Here is an 18,589-nt window from a genome sequence, read left to right as displayed (position 1 = left end):
TCTTTCAAATGTCATTAACTACAGGGAAATCAAATGACAACTGACCCTTGGTTTCAGGTTTATAATTCATAAAAACATATTCTTTCTCTATTCTTCGGGTTTGTCCTAGTTCAGCCTTGGCTACTGTGCCTACCTTTGCTTCGAATGTCTCACAATGCCAATCCTTATAAAGATCTAGAATTAACGGATCACCATAATACGTGACCATACATTTGCCTTGAATATTATGAAGCATTGTAGCAAGTTCAACATGTTCATCAAAAGCAAATTTGTAATAGTGCTCACGGTGAACATATGGAGGATCAACAAATAGGAAAGTACCCGGAGAATCATATCGCTGTATCATATTTTTATAGTCAAGACATTCAATCATGACACGACTGAACCGCTCTTCAAAAGCTTCGAGCTTTGCCAAAGAGTTTTGAAAATCACTAGCGGTGTTCTTAATCTTTCCGGATCGCCATCCACTTTTAATACCGTTAGCGGGTATTATGCAGTTTCGGAGTAAATAGTACCACCTTACTGCACGTTCAAGAGGATCCTTAGGAAGTTCCTCGCGTTGCCATTTTTCGAAAAGGTATCGGCTTGTCGGTAAAGTAGATAATGAACTTATCAACTCATCTCTTCTCTCTCTAAGAGTTAGAAGGAAATTGATTAGATCATGATCCTTATCATTAAAAACCTCTACCTTACTTCTTCTTTTAGCCACAGTCATGTGCCCTCCGCCTCCAAAAACATCCACCCAGCAGTGGTGTTCAGGAATTAAAGGAACCAGGTCACGAGACAGAAAATGCTTTCCTCCAAACCACCGAATTACACTACCTACGCTATTTTCATCAACATAATTTGTCGCCATATCCATCTCTCCTGTTTCCGATATCGTATTTAGTCGATATGGAAATAGGCAGGACTCTATCTGTCCTCTCACGCATTCTCGAACGATCTGCGTAAGTGCTACATATCCCAATTGGGAGCTCGCTGAAGGGGGCTACAATGAACCTCAATACGGATTATTCCGTACCTTCGTCGCACCTGATACTAGAGAGTATGGAATCGCATCTTTAACATTTCATTCATATGAAGTACCATTCCTTATTTGATAAGTGCGATTTGTGTACGGAGTAGCGCTGCGCTAATTTTAGATTCACTCTGCAGTACATAGCTCTGCTTGATCAGACACAATGTAAATTTTGCTAGGCACTTACCATATTTGTTTTTAATACTCTCAAAGTTGGAATCTGCATGCAGTTCTGCAAGTGAACCTTTTGCCTGTAGAAAGTATGCGAGTTCACCGGTTTGATCTTCTTCTTGAAGCAATTGCTCCATTTCTCCTAAAGCATTTTTAACGTCTTTCCGCTTCTGGTTGTAATTTCCGAGGAGCTCCTTTAGCTCTTCTAGATTCCGCTCGATGCCATAAAGATGTGCGCTATTACTAAAACTAGTAACAACCTCACTAGCTTCTTGGGGAGTCTGCAACCGAATCATTGAAGTGATCTGCCACTTCTCACGTTGAATTTCCTTGAGTTTTCGCTTGTTCAGCTCCTCCTCAATTAAATCAGCGTAATAATTTGGTTTGCTTCCTAACGGTATTCCAGATCCATATACGCGATATAAAACGTTATGCTCATCAAGCAGTTGCTTAAGCGGATCTGAGAAGGTTCGACCTGCATGAATTTCTACAAAAGGCAATGATTCCATACGGAGAATCAGATTTACGACCTTATGGGCTAACTCAATCGCCTCATTTTTTCGTGGATGATATTTTTGCTTAGGATACGGCTCGACTAAATCCTTATAGCCAATAACTCGCTGCTCATAATGACTCAAAAAGAAGATGTCTTCATGAGGAAAGTCACGGACTTCCATGTACTCGATAACTTTATTAACCCATCGACTTTGCGTTCCTTGAAAGAACTGGTGTGCCGGCATCGGTTCATTTGGTCTTGCTGAAGACTCTGTTATAAAAGCAATTCTTCGCATTATTCCACCTCGAGTTTAATTATTATTTCTCCTAATTAATGCTTAATGGTCATGTATAGACTCATTGCTCCAGATTTAAATCCTTGGGATACAGCCTAATACATTGACCGCACCATTCACCTAATCGTGTCTCCTGTAAAACCCCTTCATTCCCGCAGCAATCACATACTTGAATCATCGCAGGATGTTCATCACCACAGCTTGAGCAAACTGGTTCTTTGCAAGCTATTGAGTAGTGATCATTTAAAGGCTTTTCACTGGTATGACGCCAAGTTTGTTCTTTTTTACAGCAAGATGTTAAAAGGCTCATCGTAATTCCTCCTCTTTTTTTGGGCATAAAAAAAGGAGACAAAAAAAGAATATACGTATCCCGTATACCTTTTTGTCTCCATAATTTAAGCCCTATTTTTTTCTGCTGTGCAGAATTCCCCTTCTCTGCATGAATTATAGTTCTGCAGAGAAAATAAATGTGTTTCGTAATAGATCTAGTATATGATCTCTTAGGTGATTTGGAAAGAGAATCCTACTCTTTAACAGTAAATATCCCCTTAATTGAACTGCATCATATTAGAAGATGTTCTTAAACCTATTGTTTGGAAAGAAGATGAACTGATGTAATACTTCCTCTTAGCCTCTATATATTTCATTCGATTGCAAAATACCCCGAAGAATGATTAAATAATCAGTAAGTAGCCTACCACAATCAAATATGCTAATTAATCGGAAGCACCGATAAATTCTTAAACTATGAGTAAATACATTCATGGTTGTGAATCTATCGGTGCTTTTTTCTATAAATCAATAAGGAGGTACGTATCAAGGGGTTCTGCTTGTTGTCTGAAATTATACGAAAATAACCGAAGATAAAAGGGAGAGATTTAATAAATGATAGATACTACACTAATATCATTAATATTGAGAATATCATTTGGTGGTGTAATGATGTTTTTAAACCAGCGCTTGTACCACTTATATGCTCATGATTTATTACACAATTCACCTTGGCAAATTCTTCACTATGTCATATTTTTTATACTCATGTGGTTCTGTCGTCCCTTATCCCTTATACAGCTAGGAAAGGAAGTAGTGCAAGATCTATATAGAGTCTGGAAAAGAAAATAATTAATCTTAGTCTGTGAATATAGACAAACTGGCTGCGTAATCTCACGGTCATTTGTTAAAACTGACGTGATAAAGGTTACTTATAAAGATTACGATTGGTCGATGAGTGTCACTGGTCCGCAGGTACGCTATCTATGTTCTCTTTGGTTGGTCAGCAACAGAAGAAAGCCACCTATGTAAGGGGGCTTTCTTCTGTTTAAGAGGATTGGAAATGTAGATTAGAGGTTGTTTTCCATGTGAATAAAAGTTTCAAAATCCGGGAGAGAGTCAAGATCGTAATTATGAACAGCCCTTACAATTTTTTCAATGGTAGATTGCTCAAAGTCTTTAGCGGAAAGTGAAGATAGAGTTCTTGATGTTTTACGAATTAAAGGATAATAAGCATCTATAATTTTGCGCATGGCCTCTCGGTCACCGAATTGTGCTTTACGCGCACATTCAAATAATTCAGAGTTCTTCACTTCTTTTTATCCTCCTCCCCAAGCAATGCCAGTTTGAAATCTTGAATCGTAGTAATGAGGTTATCTATTTTTTTTTCGAAACGTAATAATAAATAACCTGTTAACACTATAGGAAAGCCGAAATTACCGATTGTTGTTGATATTACAGTAATTAACTGAGCCTGATCCATGCTAGCTTCCCTCCTTTATTGCCGATTCAATATTCAATGGGGGAATATACCGTTTCAACTTCTGTAAAGATGTTTTTCGTGTTTTAGAGATAGACTGCTGGGTTACATGTAAGAGTAACGCTATCTCACTATCTCGACTACAGGAGGAATAGGCAAGGGTTATCACAAATTTTTGTTTAGGTGTTAATTTGGAGAATCCATGATATAACCATTCATTATTAAGCTGTGATTGGAATACATCAGGATCAACTGTTACTTGAGGAATATCCTCCCCGTGGTAAACATTCGATAAAATCTCTCCTAAAGCTACATCCTCATCTGCTGACAATGGTTTATCAAAGATTAGCAACTCTCGCTCCTCATCTTTTTTTACTTTCCTTAGATAATCGATTCGGCTATTTGTAATGAGAGAACTAAGATACTTTGTAAATCGGATGGCAAAAATATAAATTTTAAAGGCTTGATTTAACTTTTCATGGTTGGATTCAGTTGGATTGTTAATAAATTTTTCTACTAATATCGCATTCTCTGGGTGTGAGGAGAACCCAAGTACAATAGGATGCTGCAAAGATAATTCAAATTCATATCCGGTAATGTTTGTAACAGCCCTTGAATTTTTACTATTCATATTATAGATTTCTTCCATGAAGGATCTTCCTTTCTTGAATTAGACTGTTCGCCCTATACTATATAAAGTGAAGTGAACGAGTAAAATCACAACCAATACAAGAACAAATGTTCCTATTTATTATACTTTATTTGGTTAATTATTTGAATCACTAGATAATTTTTACTGTCAGACATTAATAACAAGGATAGCTATCCTTTAAATATTTAATTGTAACTTTTAGAAACAATTACATCCTTAAAGCGTTTAAATTGTATAAGAAAGGAAATCAAAATTAACCGAAGGAGGAATCACCCCATGAGGAAGATACAATTGATGAGTTTAATCCTGGTTTTATTTTTCTTGTCTGCTTGTTCATCAAAAGAAGAGGTTAAAACTACTTACATTGATGCAACTGCCTATCAAGGAGCACAGCAAGATGTGCTTTCAGTGGTAAACCAACGAGTGGAGTATTTTAATAAACGGGATAAGGATCTATATGCTTCAGTATTTACTAAGGATAGTTCACAATCTGATATAGAGGCTTATGAAAAAGATAAAACGAGAATTATGAAATTAAGTGCTCCCAAATTTATGTCCGAAAGTGAAAATCAAATAACAGTTTCGATTCATGAGGAGTACAAAGATTCTCCTTATGGTTCTGTTGGCGATACGATGTATACCTTAATGAAAGTGGATGGAGCGTGGAAAATAAATGGTATAGATTAAATAGTACAAACAAAAAAAGAAAGCCAGTTAAATTTAACTGACTTTCTTTTTTTGTTTGCATTACTTGTTAATGATTCCAACCATAAACCCAAGTTTACGATTTGGATCGGTGCCGGTAAACGTATATTCTTTACAGAGCATCTCTGTTGAACCACCGCCATCGAGAAGTACACCATCACGAACATTTGGGATTTTGTTTAGGATAGCTGCCCGGAATGCAGTGATGCTAGTTTTACTTTCCGTAATAACTAAATGAATATTGTTGGAGCTATCATAGACAATTGCTGTTCTAGCAGCACTTGAACTTACACCACCAATGCCTTCAACGTGCTCAGTAGTCATTTGCGAGGACCAATTGGTGTTTTGCAATCCTAAGCTAATTCCTCCGATAGCCCAGTACATATCCGGACGCACATAACCTGATTGTGAGGCATTATCGATTACCTTAACACTTAAACTGTTAATATAGGCATCGTATACCAATGTTCCGCGAGTGTAGTATTCATTGAACCAGCCGGTATTGTGAACACCCTTTGCTCCCTTTACGGGAACGTCATTGTATACACCGATGCTAAAGCATTCGTTATAGTTACTGTTATTCGCGAATCCTGCATTAACTCCGTATACGCTTCCCGAGGTAACAGGGGCGAGTGGAGTGATACCTACTGGCTTAATGTTGCCTGGAGTGGTTTTAATAACCTTGAGCGTAATTCCATTAGAAGCAGTGAGAGAAGAGAATGTATATGCCATAATATTTGATCTCCTTTATTTGTGGTTTTTTTGGTGAAGTTCATTCAGGATACTATTGTCTTTGGTGTATCCCTCACCTCGTACAATAGGAACGATTCTTCTGATTCAGTCCGAGCTAGCAGTTGGAGCTGCTATATTTACTTGGGCTGATGTTCTATACAGTGTAACGATGATCGAAAATCACAACCGTATAAAAAAATTCTAATTGTTAACACAGAAAACTTATTGCTGCATTAAACGAAAGTACAAAAAGAGGCTAGATCAAGATGTGACCCAGCCTCTATTTTTATATAAATAACAGAAATAAGACCGATCAAAAGATCGGTCTTATTTAGTTCTTTCGTACTCAATGTCTTAACAGTATCGCTATATTTGTGGCCTGTCTCAACTATTATGCCGCATTTATTTTATACAGCAGCACATCATTAATAATGAGTGCATATTTACAAATAGCCATCTGTGGTGTTTTTCCAACCCCAATATAAATATCATCATAGTAGATACTCCAAAAGAGGCCAGCGCCAGAACCGCAAGGAACAAGCCTAGTTTTATCTGCGATAAGGGTGTACTCAAACACTTGCAGGGCATGATTCATGTCCTGGGATGGCTTAAATGAACCTCTACAATAATCCTTGTGAGATAAAAACGCCGGCACCTCAAACGTATGTGGCTCCCATCCCATTACTTCTGTAGTAATGACATGATCTCGCTCTTCTGAAGTCATCCCATCAAATCTTAGGATCTGCGGCTCACAGAGAAGTCTGGAATTCCGCAAGTCATCCTTTGTTATTTTTTTTAGATACTTGGAGCGGGCTAACTCATATGCTAATATTTGTTTTTGAATCTCAGTGTCCATAATTATTGACCTAACAAAGACCAGAGAATTAACCCAGGCGTTTGTCAGGTCACCTCCTCTATTTCTATTTTTTTCTTCGTAGGTTATTATTCGTTTCCAACACTACGTAAAAGATGGTTCCGTATTTATGATCTCTTGTTTTTGTTTCGATTTTTCCCCGCTTCCACCGCATAAAAAACAGATGCCGTTCTTAATATGAAGGTATCGAGTTCTACCCGAACCTTTGCATCGTTCACACGGCTCTTCATCAAGAGAAGCAGTACGCACCATTTGAATACTATTCTTCTTCTGGCTAATAGAGCTGAAAGTACTCGAAGTAGGTTTCATGATAGGAAACGGCGTAGACCGCACTATGTTTTTCTGAGTTTTTGATCTCAGTTTCACGGCACTCTCCACCACGATCTCTGGATCATAAGCTGGTTTCTCAGCGTACTGAAGTGCAGCTCTTCTTCTCTCAATTCTCACAACCACTTCTTGTCCGGCTGCTTCTTTACAGAGCAACCCCCATGCTAACCCTTCATAAGTTCTAAGAAACATTGCTTCCGTTACCTCAGCGTCCCAAAGCCAAACTTGCTGGCTTTTTACGCAAGTATACTGGCGATAGTACCATCCACCATCTTCGGATCCTCCAAATGCCCGAGTGACAGTATAGACGTTCACCCAAGGGATAAGTCCGAAAAAGGTAGGTGGGCGGAGCATAGGTAACGACTGTCCTGAAGATGCCTCCTGATAGGACTCTGGGTTCTGCTCTATGCGTTTTTCGCTAGATTTGCAGACTGCTACATCTTTAGTCATTAATCTCTGCTGAAAGAGGTTCTGCAGGTTTTTTATGCCCTTTTGAATACGTAATGCATTCTGAGAACCCCACCGCTTTACAGCTGGAATGGTTTTGTTTATTCGTGCACTAGATAAACAAATGCCGGCTTCCTCTGACTTCATATTTTTAAGGTCTGCAGATGGATCGGCTGGTTTAATTGGATAATGAACAGTAAGGTTAGAGAAGATGAATGACTGCAAACGATTTAGGGAGCGGGAGCAGAACTTAATTAACCGCTCCTTTTCCGAAAATGTTCGTCTCACGATCACTCTCAAAAGTCCTTCTGACTTCGCTATGTCCGCTTCTACAGCAGCCATCGCTTCCATATCTTCTATATAGCTAAGAAGATCCATTTGTTCGTATTGAGGCATATCTAATCCTCCTCGGGCTCCATAATAGTAATAACCGCTTCCAAGTTATCTCCAGGGCCAATGATCGCTTTGAGCTGAACATTCTCAATATTCCCCTGCTTATCAGCCAAAGGGACGGTGAATAGCAGCTTGTGATCATTAGTTGTGGAGTTTCTTGCTACAGAAGCAAGCATACTTAAACATCTCCACAAAGCTCCACGTGTTTTAATATCGAATGGCTTATCTCCATCGATCTCTTGTATGGCTCCGATCCATACCGCACTACTAATGGCAACAGGATAGACTATACCAATTTGTCTAGCTGGCTCTGAAACGTCAATTAAGCCGCCATCCTGGATCTTATCTGCTCTTGAGTAGGCATGAATTAGAGTCGTACCGCAAAGTTCATTCATCTGGACCATCCTTTTATATTTTTTATTGATTGAACAGAAGATTCAAATCATTCTCTCGTGTCATCATGTTTTTGTGCTTCATTTAAACTGAGTATTACATACTGCATTGGAGTACTCACTCTGACCCGCCGCATGAGATGAATGAATTGCCATTCTTGCTGATTGCGTTTACGGTAATTTGCTAGATTCATCAAAATGAGAAAGTAGTTCATTCCAATACCGATTACTCGCTCTACTCTATTTTGCTGTACCGGTGTTCCACTCAGACCTAATTTTGCATAATAGCCTTGTAAGGTCGAAGTTTCAGAGTGTAACTCGATATCCGGATACCCTGCTTTAAACTTTCGTATAGCATCTTCCTGCAGCCTTGAATACTTCTCCCGATGTGCATAGTAAAAGCCAAAAGCGGGGTTATGATGAAGGGTGTAAGCACCTTTTCCATTACGACTAACTACGAAGTATCGGTTTAAATAACGTCCGAATACTATTGATTTTGCCGTAAATAACATAGATCCAAGGAGAATAGCGAAAATGAATACGAGTACAAACGTTTCTATAAGAATAATAATCATTTTTAAATACCTCCCCATAACAAATGAAGAGGATTAACGGTTATATTACACCCGTAATCCTCCTTGTTTTTTTCTTTCTATGCAACAATGATTTCGTGAGACAATTCGGCTTGGGGAAGGTAAGAGGTCACAAAGAACTGAGTGCGCTCTCCGATGACTTCTTCAATTGATTCACCGTTATCAATAAAGACAGGAATCGTCATCCCTAGCGTCATGGCCACTAAATCTGCAAGCTCAAATGAAACTCGATTTTTATCAGCACTGGATAGTAAATAATACTCTTTCTCTTCATACCGTAGGCGGTAATGGAAGGTATAGTCCCCTTCTTTCCCACGTCTTGGAATAAACAAGATCTCAGTATGAGTCAACGTACGATTTGATGCAATCACTTGCATCTCAGCATACCGGAGCATGAATTCTTGTACGGAATCGACCTCTAGCAAAAGATAGTCCCTTTGTATTTTCGCATCAGTTAAATGTTTCTGATGTAGCGGGGTTTCTTTGATAGAGTCGCCGTTCTTTTGTCTTAGCAATATTTTCGCCTCGAGCATCTGAAGATCAATATGAAGTTGCTGCAGCTCCTGCTCAGTACGTGCTATAAATTCAGCTTTCTCTTCCTCGTAAAGAGCACGATTCGTTTCTATATCCTTCCGTAGGGCAAACCCCTCATTTAGGACATCGTTACAGCGATTTGCGATTTGATCTAGCTCAAATTTTCTATTATTACGTTCTCTCTCTCCACCATTAATCGTTGTATTGTTTAACGTTACCCAACTTGCAACTTCTGCATCATATCGCTTTCGCAGTTCTTTAGATTCCAGTTCCCATACATTGATGTGCTCCGGAAATGCAGGTCCCGCATCCTGCTCAAGATTCTCAATTTGTTGACGTAGATCCGTCATTTTACGCTCATCATCCTCGATGACTGTAGAAGACCCTCGTAGCGCATTCTTGAGAAGCAGTTGAGCTATTTCTTTTTCTGTATCATGAATATAGTCGTTCCATTCACTCAGTTCACTTTTTAAGGACTGCAGATATTGGAGTGGATCTCTCAATCCGTCTAGATTCAGACGTGCCTGAGTCTCCGCTGGAAGACTATTTATGACTTGAGCGACATCTTGTGCTGGAAGCATGGAGAGAACTACATTGTTCGTCCTAGCCGCTCCGATTCCACCGATATACCCCGGAAGAAAGATACTAAGTAATGTATCTGTTTCTCCAAACCATTCATCAAAATCATCTTGGCTAACCTTTTCATCATCCAAAAATAGACGCATGGAGCGGGCAGTACTAATACGGCAGAACGAATGCTTAACAAGAAGACCCTCAAGGGTATGAAACTCCCAAGTAGTAACGACTTTCATTTCTTTAGTATTGGGATTAGCCAAACGTTTCTTGACTCCCTTTACATTCCCCGTTAAATCGCACCCTTTCAGGCACCATATGATGGCTTCGCAAAGGGCAGTTTTCCCCTGTCCGCGATCACCGGTAATATGATTACCCATTCCAAAAGAAAAGGAGTGCTCCGTTTCATAGAGTTTGAAACCAGTGACCTGAGTAAGTACCAGTTTCATCTTATATTCCTGATACATTTTTATATTCCCCTCTCACATGAGGCCTCTTAGTTTCATGCTCATATTGGATTGACTAGCGATGATCACATGATCTTGTAGCTCAATACCAATAAGTTTGCTAGCCTCCACTAATCGATTGGTTAGTTCAATATCCTCTTCAGAAGGAGTGCTATCTCCGGATGGGTGATTATGCGCTGCAATAATAGAAACTGCACCACGCCGGATGGCTGCTTTAAACACTTCTCTGGGATGAACAAGACCACTGTTCACCGTACCTATGGAGATCGTTTCTCTTCCTATCACTTTGTTTCTTGAGTCTAAGAAGAGCAGAACAAAATGTTCTTTGTCGAGAAATTTGAGATCATTCAGGAATTCGTAACAATCGTCTGGATAACGAATCACCGTGATTTCCTCTTTCTTAACTGCATGTACCCTGCGGGAAAATTCAAACAAGGCAACGATCGGAAGACTTTGTTTCTCGTTAATACCAAACAGTACCGAAAGCTCGAATTCGGAAAGAGAAGCTAAGTAGTTGAGTCCCTTTTCCAAAATTTGATCCACCAAGACTGATACACTTCTGTCTCTCACTAAAGGCTCTAAGATTAGAATGAGTAGATCTCTAGTGGATAGAGAGTTGGTATTACATGTTTGATAAAAAGAACTCCGAACTTCACGCACCGCATATTGATTGGTCTCTGTAATAGACATATTTTTCGCCCATGCCAATTGAAGGGGCAAAAGCCCCAATGCACAATGGCAGCGGGGCTTTCCTCCTCACAAATTGGTTTTTATAGGCATCCTAAAGGCATGGAATCTAGCTTCTAGACAGCAATTTTCCGATTACTGTGCATTCTTTCAGCTTTTTCCGTCTTTCTGCCTCGAATTGTAGTTTCATCAGTTGTACCTTAGTCATGTTTTTTTGCCCATATGTATGTACTGGGGCGAAGCCCCTAATTACAACATAGCGGGGCTTCCTCCTTTAAATTAAATTATTTTTATGGTCTCCAGCTTCTTGCTTAACTAAAACTAATTACACTGCCACTGCTAGGTGAAGATGTCTTTTTAGCAGCTGCAGATTCAAGGCTTGTTGAACGCTTAGAAAAGGTTGACGCTCATTACTAGCTTGGATATTCGCACAAACTTGCGCTGGATGCGGATACCCATGAGCGGTCTCCCCTTTCAACCATTTTTCTGTACAAACAGAAATGTTCCCTTGAATATCCAGTGGCATGGATTGTAAATAGGTTTCAATATTGATCTCCTGCAGAGGAGTTAGTGTCATAATATAAGTCATCCTCTCAAGCGCCACAGCGGGCGATATTTATACAACTAGATCGAAGCTGATTTGATCATCAGGCTTCTGCTGGCCTTTCAAATTATGTTTCAATTCATCAAGCCAATGCGAAAAGCGCTGATGCGGGATCGAATTCCGAATATCCTCATTCCGGACTTCAAAATAATAGTGGTCAAGAATGGGATAAAACGAGAAATACAGTTGTTTCTCCGCTTTTGACCAAATCCTTGGATTGCTCTCGACAAATCCGTAGATTGGGCGAAACTGTTCAATATCAAGAGCAACCTGCATCCAATTAACTGAAGTCACAAAGTGCTGACTCATTGTAAAGTACCAATCGGATAGCACTCGAGCTAGTAACTCCTTATCAGTTGGCCCATGCTCATTAACGAAACGAATCCAAAAGTAGGAACGTTCGGGTGAACACATATTTACCCTGGGCTCCACGGTGAGTGAATGCGTACCTATGGAGCGGGTCCAGCGTTGTTCTTTACCAGGAGTCAGCTTGACTTGCTTCAGGACAGTTACAACCGCATCTAACGGTGCTTCTACGTGCCATTTAAAAGCAATATATCGAAGCTTCATTCCGTACTCACGCCCCAATCCGTACATTGTTCCCGATGTTCATGCCAAGTGGAAGAGTACCGCGATAATTGCGGCCAGCCGCCAGCATGATGGTGTTATCAGGATCAAAACCCGCTTCTATTAGCTGATCGTTGATCATAGAAGACCAGACTTGCAGCTCAGCCGGTGTAAGCGCCGTTATATTCACGGGAACGAGTTGAGCTTTATTTATATCGACGAGACCATCACCAGTAAGGGAGTAAACGAATTCACCATAGGTTTTAGCAATAAGTAGGTTTTCAGACATCCGCTTTTCAAATCCTCCCAAATTGACCAAGAGACAAACTCGTTTTGTCGTCAGCTGTTTCATTTCTATTTCCACCCTCCGGTTTGATTGGTTGATTTCCTCTGAAATGGCATAGGTGCCGATCTTTAGCGGTATGTTATGAAAGGTGAAGAGTTCGAACAATTCTCTTTCAAATTGATCCGCATCTTTCATAGAGATTCGCTTCTTTCGACCGCCAACAATCACATTCGTCTGAGGAGGTTTTACAACGTCAAAGTCAATGCAGACGTCGCTTCCATCCAGATCAACAATTGCAAGCCCACTACAAAGGATACCTAAGTCGTCTTGAATCATTACCTTTTTAATCATCTGGAGATCCTCCCTTTTTTAGGCACAAAAAAAAGGACACCGCAGTAGCAGCCTCCTTTATGCCATCCATATTTGATTTTTTACACACGAGTTACACCAATAAGGTATATATCATGTCTCCATCCCTAAAGGGATTACAGAAGTCGTGGACGTCCGTTAGTTATGATCCTAAATGATGTACTCCTAAAGGAATCATCTAGAAAAACAACATCTTTGTTCCTCAATAACATCTGTACTATTTATAACTCCTAGGAAAAAATTAATGTTGTTGAGCTTCTTTAGGCAGGAAATCTTGGATTGTAAATTTCTGCTTTAGATCCTGCATGGATACAGTAATCTCTCCAATAATACTGCGATCCACGAGCAATCTTACATAACCCGCAATCAGAGCACTATCATTAAGAAGCATTTGTTCGTCACATTCGCACTTTTGAACTGGAACATCAGTTACTACTAACGTTCCTCCATCAAATTGACGTTTATTAGTAATCAACATAGTATTGATCTCCTTTTTGCACCGGCCACATTGAGACATAAAGCATCCCTCCTATGGCCTTATTTTATCATGGTTTACTAAATTCAACAAAAAATAGATGCACTATTTTTATCCAAAAACTGCTCGACTAATCAAGACAAGTGTTCCTACGATGTAGGTAAGGATAAGCAAGGCATGTACTTTGTTTGCATCTTTAGCAGGCATCATTTCTATTCCTCTTCTCTCATGATTTAGGGATATATTTGCTGTAACGCTCCCTATCCACAGGAAATACTGTTTTTACGATGAACTGATTACCAGTCTTCATCAAGATAATCACGACAGCCCAATTACCGGATACTGCAGGACCGATAATGGTCCGCTCCGGTTCAGGATTTCTTCCTCTCTCTCCACTATCGTATCCTTCGACAATCTCACCATTAGCAATTGCCCATACGATATCAAGTTCGTCGAACACACGATCCGGATAATCCGAATTATGATAACGATCTTGCATGTAATGTGGACTAATCGTAGTGACGTAACCATCAAGATGATTTACGCCTTTCCTTATGCATTCCAGCTCTTTAGGCCAGTGTTTCTTCATATGGTCCATCTCTATCTCCCCCTTTTCATGTTTTTGGACATAAAAAAAAGCCTTGAAATGAAAAAAAAGGCATAACCAAAAAAATGGCCATACTTTTTCAACCTCAAGGCATATTTTATAAGTTGTCAATTAAGACAACAGCTCCTTCTCCAGCTGAATATTAGACAGCGGAGAAAATGAATGTGTTTCGTAATGAGGTAATTATATCCTAATCATTGTAAAGGGGCAATAGAGTAGGCAGATTCTTTCGTATGCCGTCTATTACCCCTAGTCTTATATAGTTTGTCCCTTTTCCCTTATTTATTACGTGTTAAATCAAGGTGACCCTTTTTATTGATATATTTTTAATCTGTAATTTCAAGTAAACGGTATGTCATTATTACAGCTTCTTCAATTGTCGTTTTGGCTTTTGGATTAAAGAAATTATTTTCACCTTTAACAACACCCAGCGAACGTAAATATTTTATCGGTTCTTGAGCATATGAGGCAAACTTACTTTCATCTTCAAAACGCTTATATGAATAGTTATATTCAAAATTCGGACGAGCTTTATCGAGTGCTCGTTTCAACATCACCGTTATTTCTTCTCTAGTAATTGATTTGCTCGGTTCAAAGTGATCCGAAGAAACTCCATTAACGATACCTAAATTATATGCTTTGATTACTTGTTTGTTTTTTGTATCTAGGAAAGGATTCTTCGCCTGTTCGGAAACGCTTTTTCCTATCATAGCCTCATAGTACTTTACTACCACTTCTGAAAATTGCTCTCTAGTAATTGGCTTATTAAGATTAAGCTGAATCACAGGAGCCAGTAATCCTCTTGCTTCAGCTTTTGGTAACTCAGTTTGTGCCCATGAACTTGACATCTTATAGTTCCCTGTCACTGGGTATACTGGGATTGGTTGAGCATTTAAGATTTTGATTGGGGTTTTGATATAAGTATCAGATGACTTCGCATCTAAACCTTCTTTATATCCCCATCCCCAAATTTCTCCACTTTCTCTTACAGCAATAGTTGCTTTACTTGAAACATCTACGTGTTTAACCTTGTCCATTATCATTGTTGGTACTTCTAAATTTTCTTCTGTGTCATTACCGAGTTGTCCATATAAACCATTACCCCACATATATAATTCATTATTGTTTGTAATAGCTGCAATAGTCTGTGTTAATGAAACGTCTTTTACATTGTCTAATACTTTTAGTGGAGTCTGATCCCACCCAAGACCCTTATCAAAGTGAATTGTACCCCATAAATAAAGTTCGCCACTCTTGCTTATTGCAGCTGCATTGTGTCCATTCGCGGCTATTTTAGATATATTTTGTAAAACTATTTCAGGCGTATCATTATTATCTTTTGATCCATTACCCAACTGACCACCATTATCATTTCCCCAACTCCACAGAGAACCATCATTAGTTAGTGCCATAACAAACTGATCACCCGATACTGCCTCACTAACATTATCAAGAAGCTTTGTTTCCTTTTCTGTATCCCATAATTCTTCTTTTTGATTTACAACATATTTAATTTCGACCACTTGTTTAACTTTTCCTATTTTCTCTGACAGTTTGATCGTTTTGTATGTATCACGAGATAGCTCTATAAGATTTCCGTTCTCTCTTACTGCCATAGCTTCCCCATCTTCTGATATGGATGTTATATGTCCAGCAACTTTTTTCAGTTCGCTTCCATCCCAAAACATTAAGTCCTCGTTACTTTTCAAAATGTAAGATCCATTATCAAAGACTTCCACTTGCTTCACCCAAGAAGCATCTGCTGCTTCAACTGATGGAGCGTATGTAAATAAAGATGAAACCAAGAGTGCTACAGTAGTACATGTAGCTATAGTTTTAAACATTGAAAGGCCCCCAAAAAAGTTTTTCTTTTTAGATTCGACAAAAAATCACATAAATCCTGCTAATTAAACATTGTGATTTAAAATTTCAATATTAGTAAATGGTTTGCATTTCTGGAGAACAAAAAAACCGCCAAGCAATAGTTTGGCGGGTACAAAGTAAGTTAAACTACAAACTCTGTAAATATCTGACTTCAAGCATGCCAATCATGAGGATGGGTATCGGCCTAACCCTTATGCTCGGAAAGGCATTCAGATGAATATTCCACCTTGAGCACACTCGTGATGGTTTAGCCAAAGGACGCTGAACTGCTTCCTAACAACGTCCTTTGCTTATTCTAGAAGCAACCGGACATTAATACATGCCTAAAAGTCTCTTTTAAATTACCTATCTAACTTTAGGGGATCACTTTTTCCAAAGGAGATTTTAACTTTCTCCTAAGGAAGGATACAGCACTATTTAAATTGCTGCACTACGCGGAAGCGGAGTTACCCCACTTCACATCAAACAGATGTTGTAGCGTAGGATATAACGGTGTATCAGCTTGACGGTCTTGCTGCAAGAGTAAGTAAAGGTCCAGCTTCGTATTATCTTCACCATTAAGTGTGCGGCTGTTCATCATACGAAGCAATAACTGATGCACGGTGTTCGTTGTTGCTGGATGTTCCGGATCCGTCCAGTTGCGATTAGTTTGGAAGAAAACATCCTCGTATCTGTGTAGGATAATCCAGCACAACTCGGTCTGTTGATCCGAATCCAGTGATTCTGGGAATAACAGAGCTCGAAAAAGGGATGCATCATCCATGTTGTGGCCGGCCATAGACAACCAGGATTGAATTTCTTGGAAAGTAATCTCAAAATTGACCATGAGGTAAGTATCACTGAACTGCAGATTAACCAATTGTGTATTCATTAATAAGTCCCCTTTATATAATCTACATTCATCACATAAAATTCTCGTTCATTGGGTGCATAAATGGTTACTCTAATGGCTTCTGGAATGTCTTTTATTTCAATAACAGGAGCTTGCGCTTGAGAAGAGTGTACCACACGATCGTAATTTTCAAAATTAATTATTGGGTTTCCGGTTGTGGGATCGTTAATGGCTTTATAAACGGTATGATACTTACCGTTCATATACTGTTCCTCATGGGTTTCAAATGCCGGTCCTCCATAATATTGACTAATTCCAAAGGTTACAGTAATTAAACTACCAGCCCCACCGTCCCCACCGTCCCCACCGCCTCCTCCAACAAAACCGATATCAGTAAAGGGTTGGCCCGTTGTGGGGTCAATCCCTTGATTCATATCTAGCGAAGCTAAGTTTTGTTTTCGGATAATCGATTTCAGTTTGTTGGCATACTGACTATCCGTCGCATAACCAGCTCTTTGGAGTTCGTTAGCAAACTCATAAGGATTTTCTTTGGATAATGCGAAACGATAACGGCTGTTTTTAAGTAGGAAATCCGAATGGTCAGCAAAAGATCCTGCTACGCTAGAGTAGCTCCGGAATTTTGAAGTCGTGGGCACACGTACGCCATCCACTTCTTCATGTGTTCTTGCCAAGCAATAATCACCTTTATATGATTTATTCGCTTTAATACCAAACATATTATAATTGCATACCGCGTTCTTTCCTCTTCCAGATTCAAGTGCAGCTTGAGCAAGGGTGATACTTGCGGGCACCCCGCTCCTACGCTCCTCATACTGAGCCATTACAGCGTACTGGATGAAAAAGGGGTCGGTCAGTGATCCAAGATTTGGTGGGATGTATATCTCTTCTTTTTCCTCTTCTTCGCTTGGGTCTGGAACAGTAGGAACGTTACCGTTACTATAAAAGTTTGAAGAAGCCCCCCATCCCCCTCTAAGTAAGGGCCTAGTATAACCAACTCCATTTTCGTTGAATGGTGCTATTGAAGAACCATCGAAATTAATATTACTTAGATATAACATTTTCTTAGACAAATACATTGGGTGATCCCCAGTAAGGTACGAAGATACCGGTGTATCCCACTTTACTTTTTGAAAAGCTTTAAAGGCTTCCTCACTTGCCACATCCGTAAGTTTCGAGATCAGCATAACGTAGGGCTTAGGATCCGTTGCTTCTTCTCCATCAGGGATTAGTTCGTAATGTAAATGAGCACCAGTTGATCGTCCCGTATTCCCCGATAAACCGATAATCTCTCCTTTTCTCACAACTTGTCCAGTGTTAACAAAGACTTGGCTAAGATGCAAGTAACGGCTGCTCATAGCGATTTCCGGATCGCTGCTTTGTACGACCACATAAATTCCCGCATTTTGGGTGGATTCAGCATCGGAATTTGTTGGAAAACTTACAGTTCTTACGACTCCTTCAAAGGAACTAGCGACAGGAGTACCCTCTGGGACACCAATATCAATCCCAGAGTGAAACGACGATACTTCTCCTGTCACGGGATGCACCCGCTTCCCATAGTCACTCGTGATTAAGTCCTCCATATCGGATGCATATATCTGTGGTGGGAGGATCTTATCACTAATGACGTTTGAACTGATCACAGCATTTGCGGAAGATACTGCGCTAGCGATGATGAAGAAAAAAAGGAAAATCGCGATACCTAAAGCTAATGCACCTAAGACATATGGATTAGTTAGCAGTTGTAGGGCCTGCTTTTTTAGCATGTCCGTACCTTTTTTTTTGAGCTTCTCTAATGCCTGGCGCTTAGCTATTTCTGCAAGACTATTACTCATGAT

The 18,589-nt window shown here is 39.6% G+C and carries 22 protein-coding genes; 1 reads left to right on the top strand and 21 read right to left on the bottom strand.

Annotated features, from left to right (window positions below):
* Nucleotides 1-4 precede the first annotated feature (4 nt).
* From M2444_RS30155 to M2444_RS30130, 6 genes are all read right to left on the bottom strand, one after another.
* Entirely contained in the window at nt 5-856 is an 852-nt protein-coding gene (locus M2444_RS30155; RefSeq protein WP_280788853.1) for a DNA adenine methylase, read from the bottom strand.
* Nucleotides 857-1,092: 236 nt separating this feature from the next.
* On the bottom strand, nt 1,093-1,980 hold the full coding sequence (locus M2444_RS30150) for a hypothetical protein (protein WP_280788852.1): 888 nt from the start codon (nt 1,978-1,980) through the stop codon (nt 1,093-1,095).
* A 61-nt stretch (nt 1,981-2,041) separates the two neighbouring features.
* A complete protein-coding gene (locus tag M2444_RS30145; protein ID WP_280788851.1) occupies nt 2,042-2,290 on the bottom strand; it encodes a hypothetical protein in 249 nt (82 codons plus the stop codon).
* Between the two features lie 1,030 nt (nt 2,291-3,320).
* Nucleotides 3,321-3,563: a helix-turn-helix domain-containing protein gene (locus M2444_RS30140; RefSeq protein WP_280788850.1), complete on the bottom strand. Its 243-nt coding sequence runs from the start codon at nt 3,561-3,563 to the stop codon at nt 3,321-3,323.
* A complete protein-coding gene (locus M2444_RS30135; RefSeq protein ID WP_280788849.1) occupies nt 3,560-3,733 on the bottom strand; it encodes a YvrJ family protein in 174 nt (57 codons plus the stop codon). Before M2444_RS30135 ends, M2444_RS30140 begins: the two co-directional genes overlap by 4 nt.
* Nucleotide 3,734: 1 nt before the next feature.
* Nucleotides 3,735-4,379, bottom strand: coding sequence for a sigma-70 RNA polymerase sigma factor region 4 domain-containing protein (locus M2444_RS30130; protein ID WP_280788848.1), 645 nt, complete (start codon nt 4,377-4,379; stop codon nt 3,735-3,737).
* A 279-nt stretch (nt 4,380-4,658) separates the two neighbouring features.
* On the opposite strand from M2444_RS30130, the gene M2444_RS30125 reads away from it, so the two are divergent.
* Nucleotides 4,659-5,069: a hypothetical protein gene (locus M2444_RS30125; protein ID WP_280788847.1), complete on the top strand. Its 411-nt coding sequence runs from the start codon at nt 4,659-4,661 to the stop codon at nt 5,067-5,069.
* A gap of 60 nt (nt 5,070-5,129) precedes the next feature.
* Here M2444_RS30125 and M2444_RS30120 read toward each other — a convergent pair whose 3' ends face one another.
* The 15 genes from M2444_RS30120 to M2444_RS30050 all read right to left on the bottom strand — a co-directional run bounded on the left by M2444_RS30120 (nt 5,130) and on the right by M2444_RS30050 (nt 18,586).
* Nucleotides 5,130-5,819 (bottom strand): phosphodiester glycosidase family protein, encoded by a 690-nt coding sequence (locus tag M2444_RS30120; protein WP_280788846.1) that lies wholly within the window; start codon nt 5,817-5,819, stop codon nt 5,130-5,132.
* 391 nt (nt 5,820-6,210) lie between these two features.
* Nucleotides 6,211-6,675 carry a BC1872 family protein gene (locus M2444_RS30115; RefSeq protein WP_280788845.1) on the bottom strand — a complete coding sequence of 155 codons (465 nt, stop codon included), beginning with the start codon at nt 6,673-6,675 and terminating at the stop codon, nt 6,211-6,213.
* 102 nt (nt 6,676-6,777) lie between these two features.
* Nucleotides 6,778-7,863, bottom strand: coding sequence for a hypothetical protein (locus M2444_RS30110; RefSeq protein WP_280788844.1), 1,086 nt, complete (start codon nt 7,861-7,863; stop codon nt 6,778-6,780).
* A gap of 2 nt (nt 7,864-7,865) precedes the next feature.
* Nucleotides 7,866-8,255: a DUF6573 family protein gene (locus tag M2444_RS30105; RefSeq protein WP_280788843.1), complete on the bottom strand. Its 390-nt coding sequence runs from the start codon at nt 8,253-8,255 to the stop codon at nt 7,866-7,868.
* Between the two features lie 47 nt (nt 8,256-8,302).
* Nucleotides 8,303-8,827, bottom strand: coding sequence for a hypothetical protein (locus tag M2444_RS30100; RefSeq protein ID WP_280788842.1), 525 nt, complete (start codon nt 8,825-8,827; stop codon nt 8,303-8,305).
* Between the two features lie 77 nt (nt 8,828-8,904).
* Complete coding sequence (locus tag M2444_RS30095; protein WP_280788841.1) at nt 8,905-10,419, bottom strand: AAA family ATPase; 1,515 nt, start codon at nt 10,417-10,419, stop codon at nt 8,905-8,907.
* A 15-nt stretch (nt 10,420-10,434) separates the two neighbouring features.
* On the bottom strand, nt 10,435-11,109 hold the full coding sequence (gene radC, locus M2444_RS30090) for a RadC family protein (protein WP_280788840.1): 675 nt from the start codon (nt 11,107-11,109) through the stop codon (nt 10,435-10,437).
* Nucleotides 11,110-11,431: 322 nt separating this feature from the next.
* A complete protein-coding gene (locus M2444_RS30085) occupies nt 11,432-11,683 on the bottom strand; it encodes a hypothetical protein (protein ID WP_280788839.1) in 252 nt (83 codons plus the stop codon).
* A 39-nt stretch (nt 11,684-11,722) separates the two neighbouring features.
* Complete coding sequence (locus M2444_RS30080; protein ID WP_280788838.1) at nt 11,723-12,280, bottom strand: hypothetical protein; 558 nt, start codon at nt 12,278-12,280, stop codon at nt 11,723-11,725.
* A 7-nt stretch (nt 12,281-12,287) separates the two neighbouring features.
* Nucleotides 12,288-12,914 (bottom strand): hypothetical protein, encoded by a 627-nt coding sequence (locus M2444_RS30075; RefSeq protein ID WP_280788837.1) that lies wholly within the window; start codon nt 12,912-12,914, stop codon nt 12,288-12,290.
* A gap of 259 nt (nt 12,915-13,173) precedes the next feature.
* A complete protein-coding gene (locus M2444_RS30070; RefSeq protein ID WP_229696535.1) occupies nt 13,174-13,410 on the bottom strand; it encodes a hypothetical protein in 237 nt (78 codons plus the stop codon).
* Between the two features lie 223 nt (nt 13,411-13,633).
* A complete protein-coding gene (locus tag M2444_RS30065; RefSeq protein WP_280788836.1) occupies nt 13,634-14,005 on the bottom strand; it encodes a DUF4258 domain-containing protein in 372 nt (123 codons plus the stop codon).
* A gap of 335 nt (nt 14,006-14,340) precedes the next feature.
* Nucleotides 14,341-15,858 (bottom strand): S-layer homology domain-containing protein, encoded by a 1,518-nt coding sequence (locus M2444_RS30060; protein WP_280788835.1) that lies wholly within the window; start codon nt 15,856-15,858, stop codon nt 14,341-14,343.
* 470 nt (nt 15,859-16,328) lie between these two features.
* Nucleotides 16,329-16,769 carry a hypothetical protein gene (locus M2444_RS30055; protein ID WP_280788834.1) on the bottom strand — a complete coding sequence of 147 codons (441 nt, stop codon included), beginning with the start codon at nt 16,767-16,769 and terminating at the stop codon, nt 16,329-16,331.
* A complete protein-coding gene (locus M2444_RS30050) occupies nt 16,769-18,586 on the bottom strand; it encodes a glucosaminidase domain-containing protein (protein ID WP_280788833.1) in 1,818 nt (605 codons plus the stop codon). The genes M2444_RS30055 and M2444_RS30050 overlap by 1 nt, the downstream gene beginning before the upstream one ends.
* Between the last annotated feature and the right edge of the window lie 3 nt (nt 18,587-18,589).

The sequence above is a fragment of the Paenibacillus sp. PastF-3 genome (genome assembly GCF_029893135.1).
Taxonomy (GTDB): domain Bacteria; phylum Bacillota; class Bacilli; order Paenibacillales; family Paenibacillaceae; genus Paenibacillus_AQ; species Paenibacillus_AQ nitricinens.
Note: the sequence above shows the minus strand (reverse complement) of the source record. Positions and strands in the feature narration are given on the sequence as shown.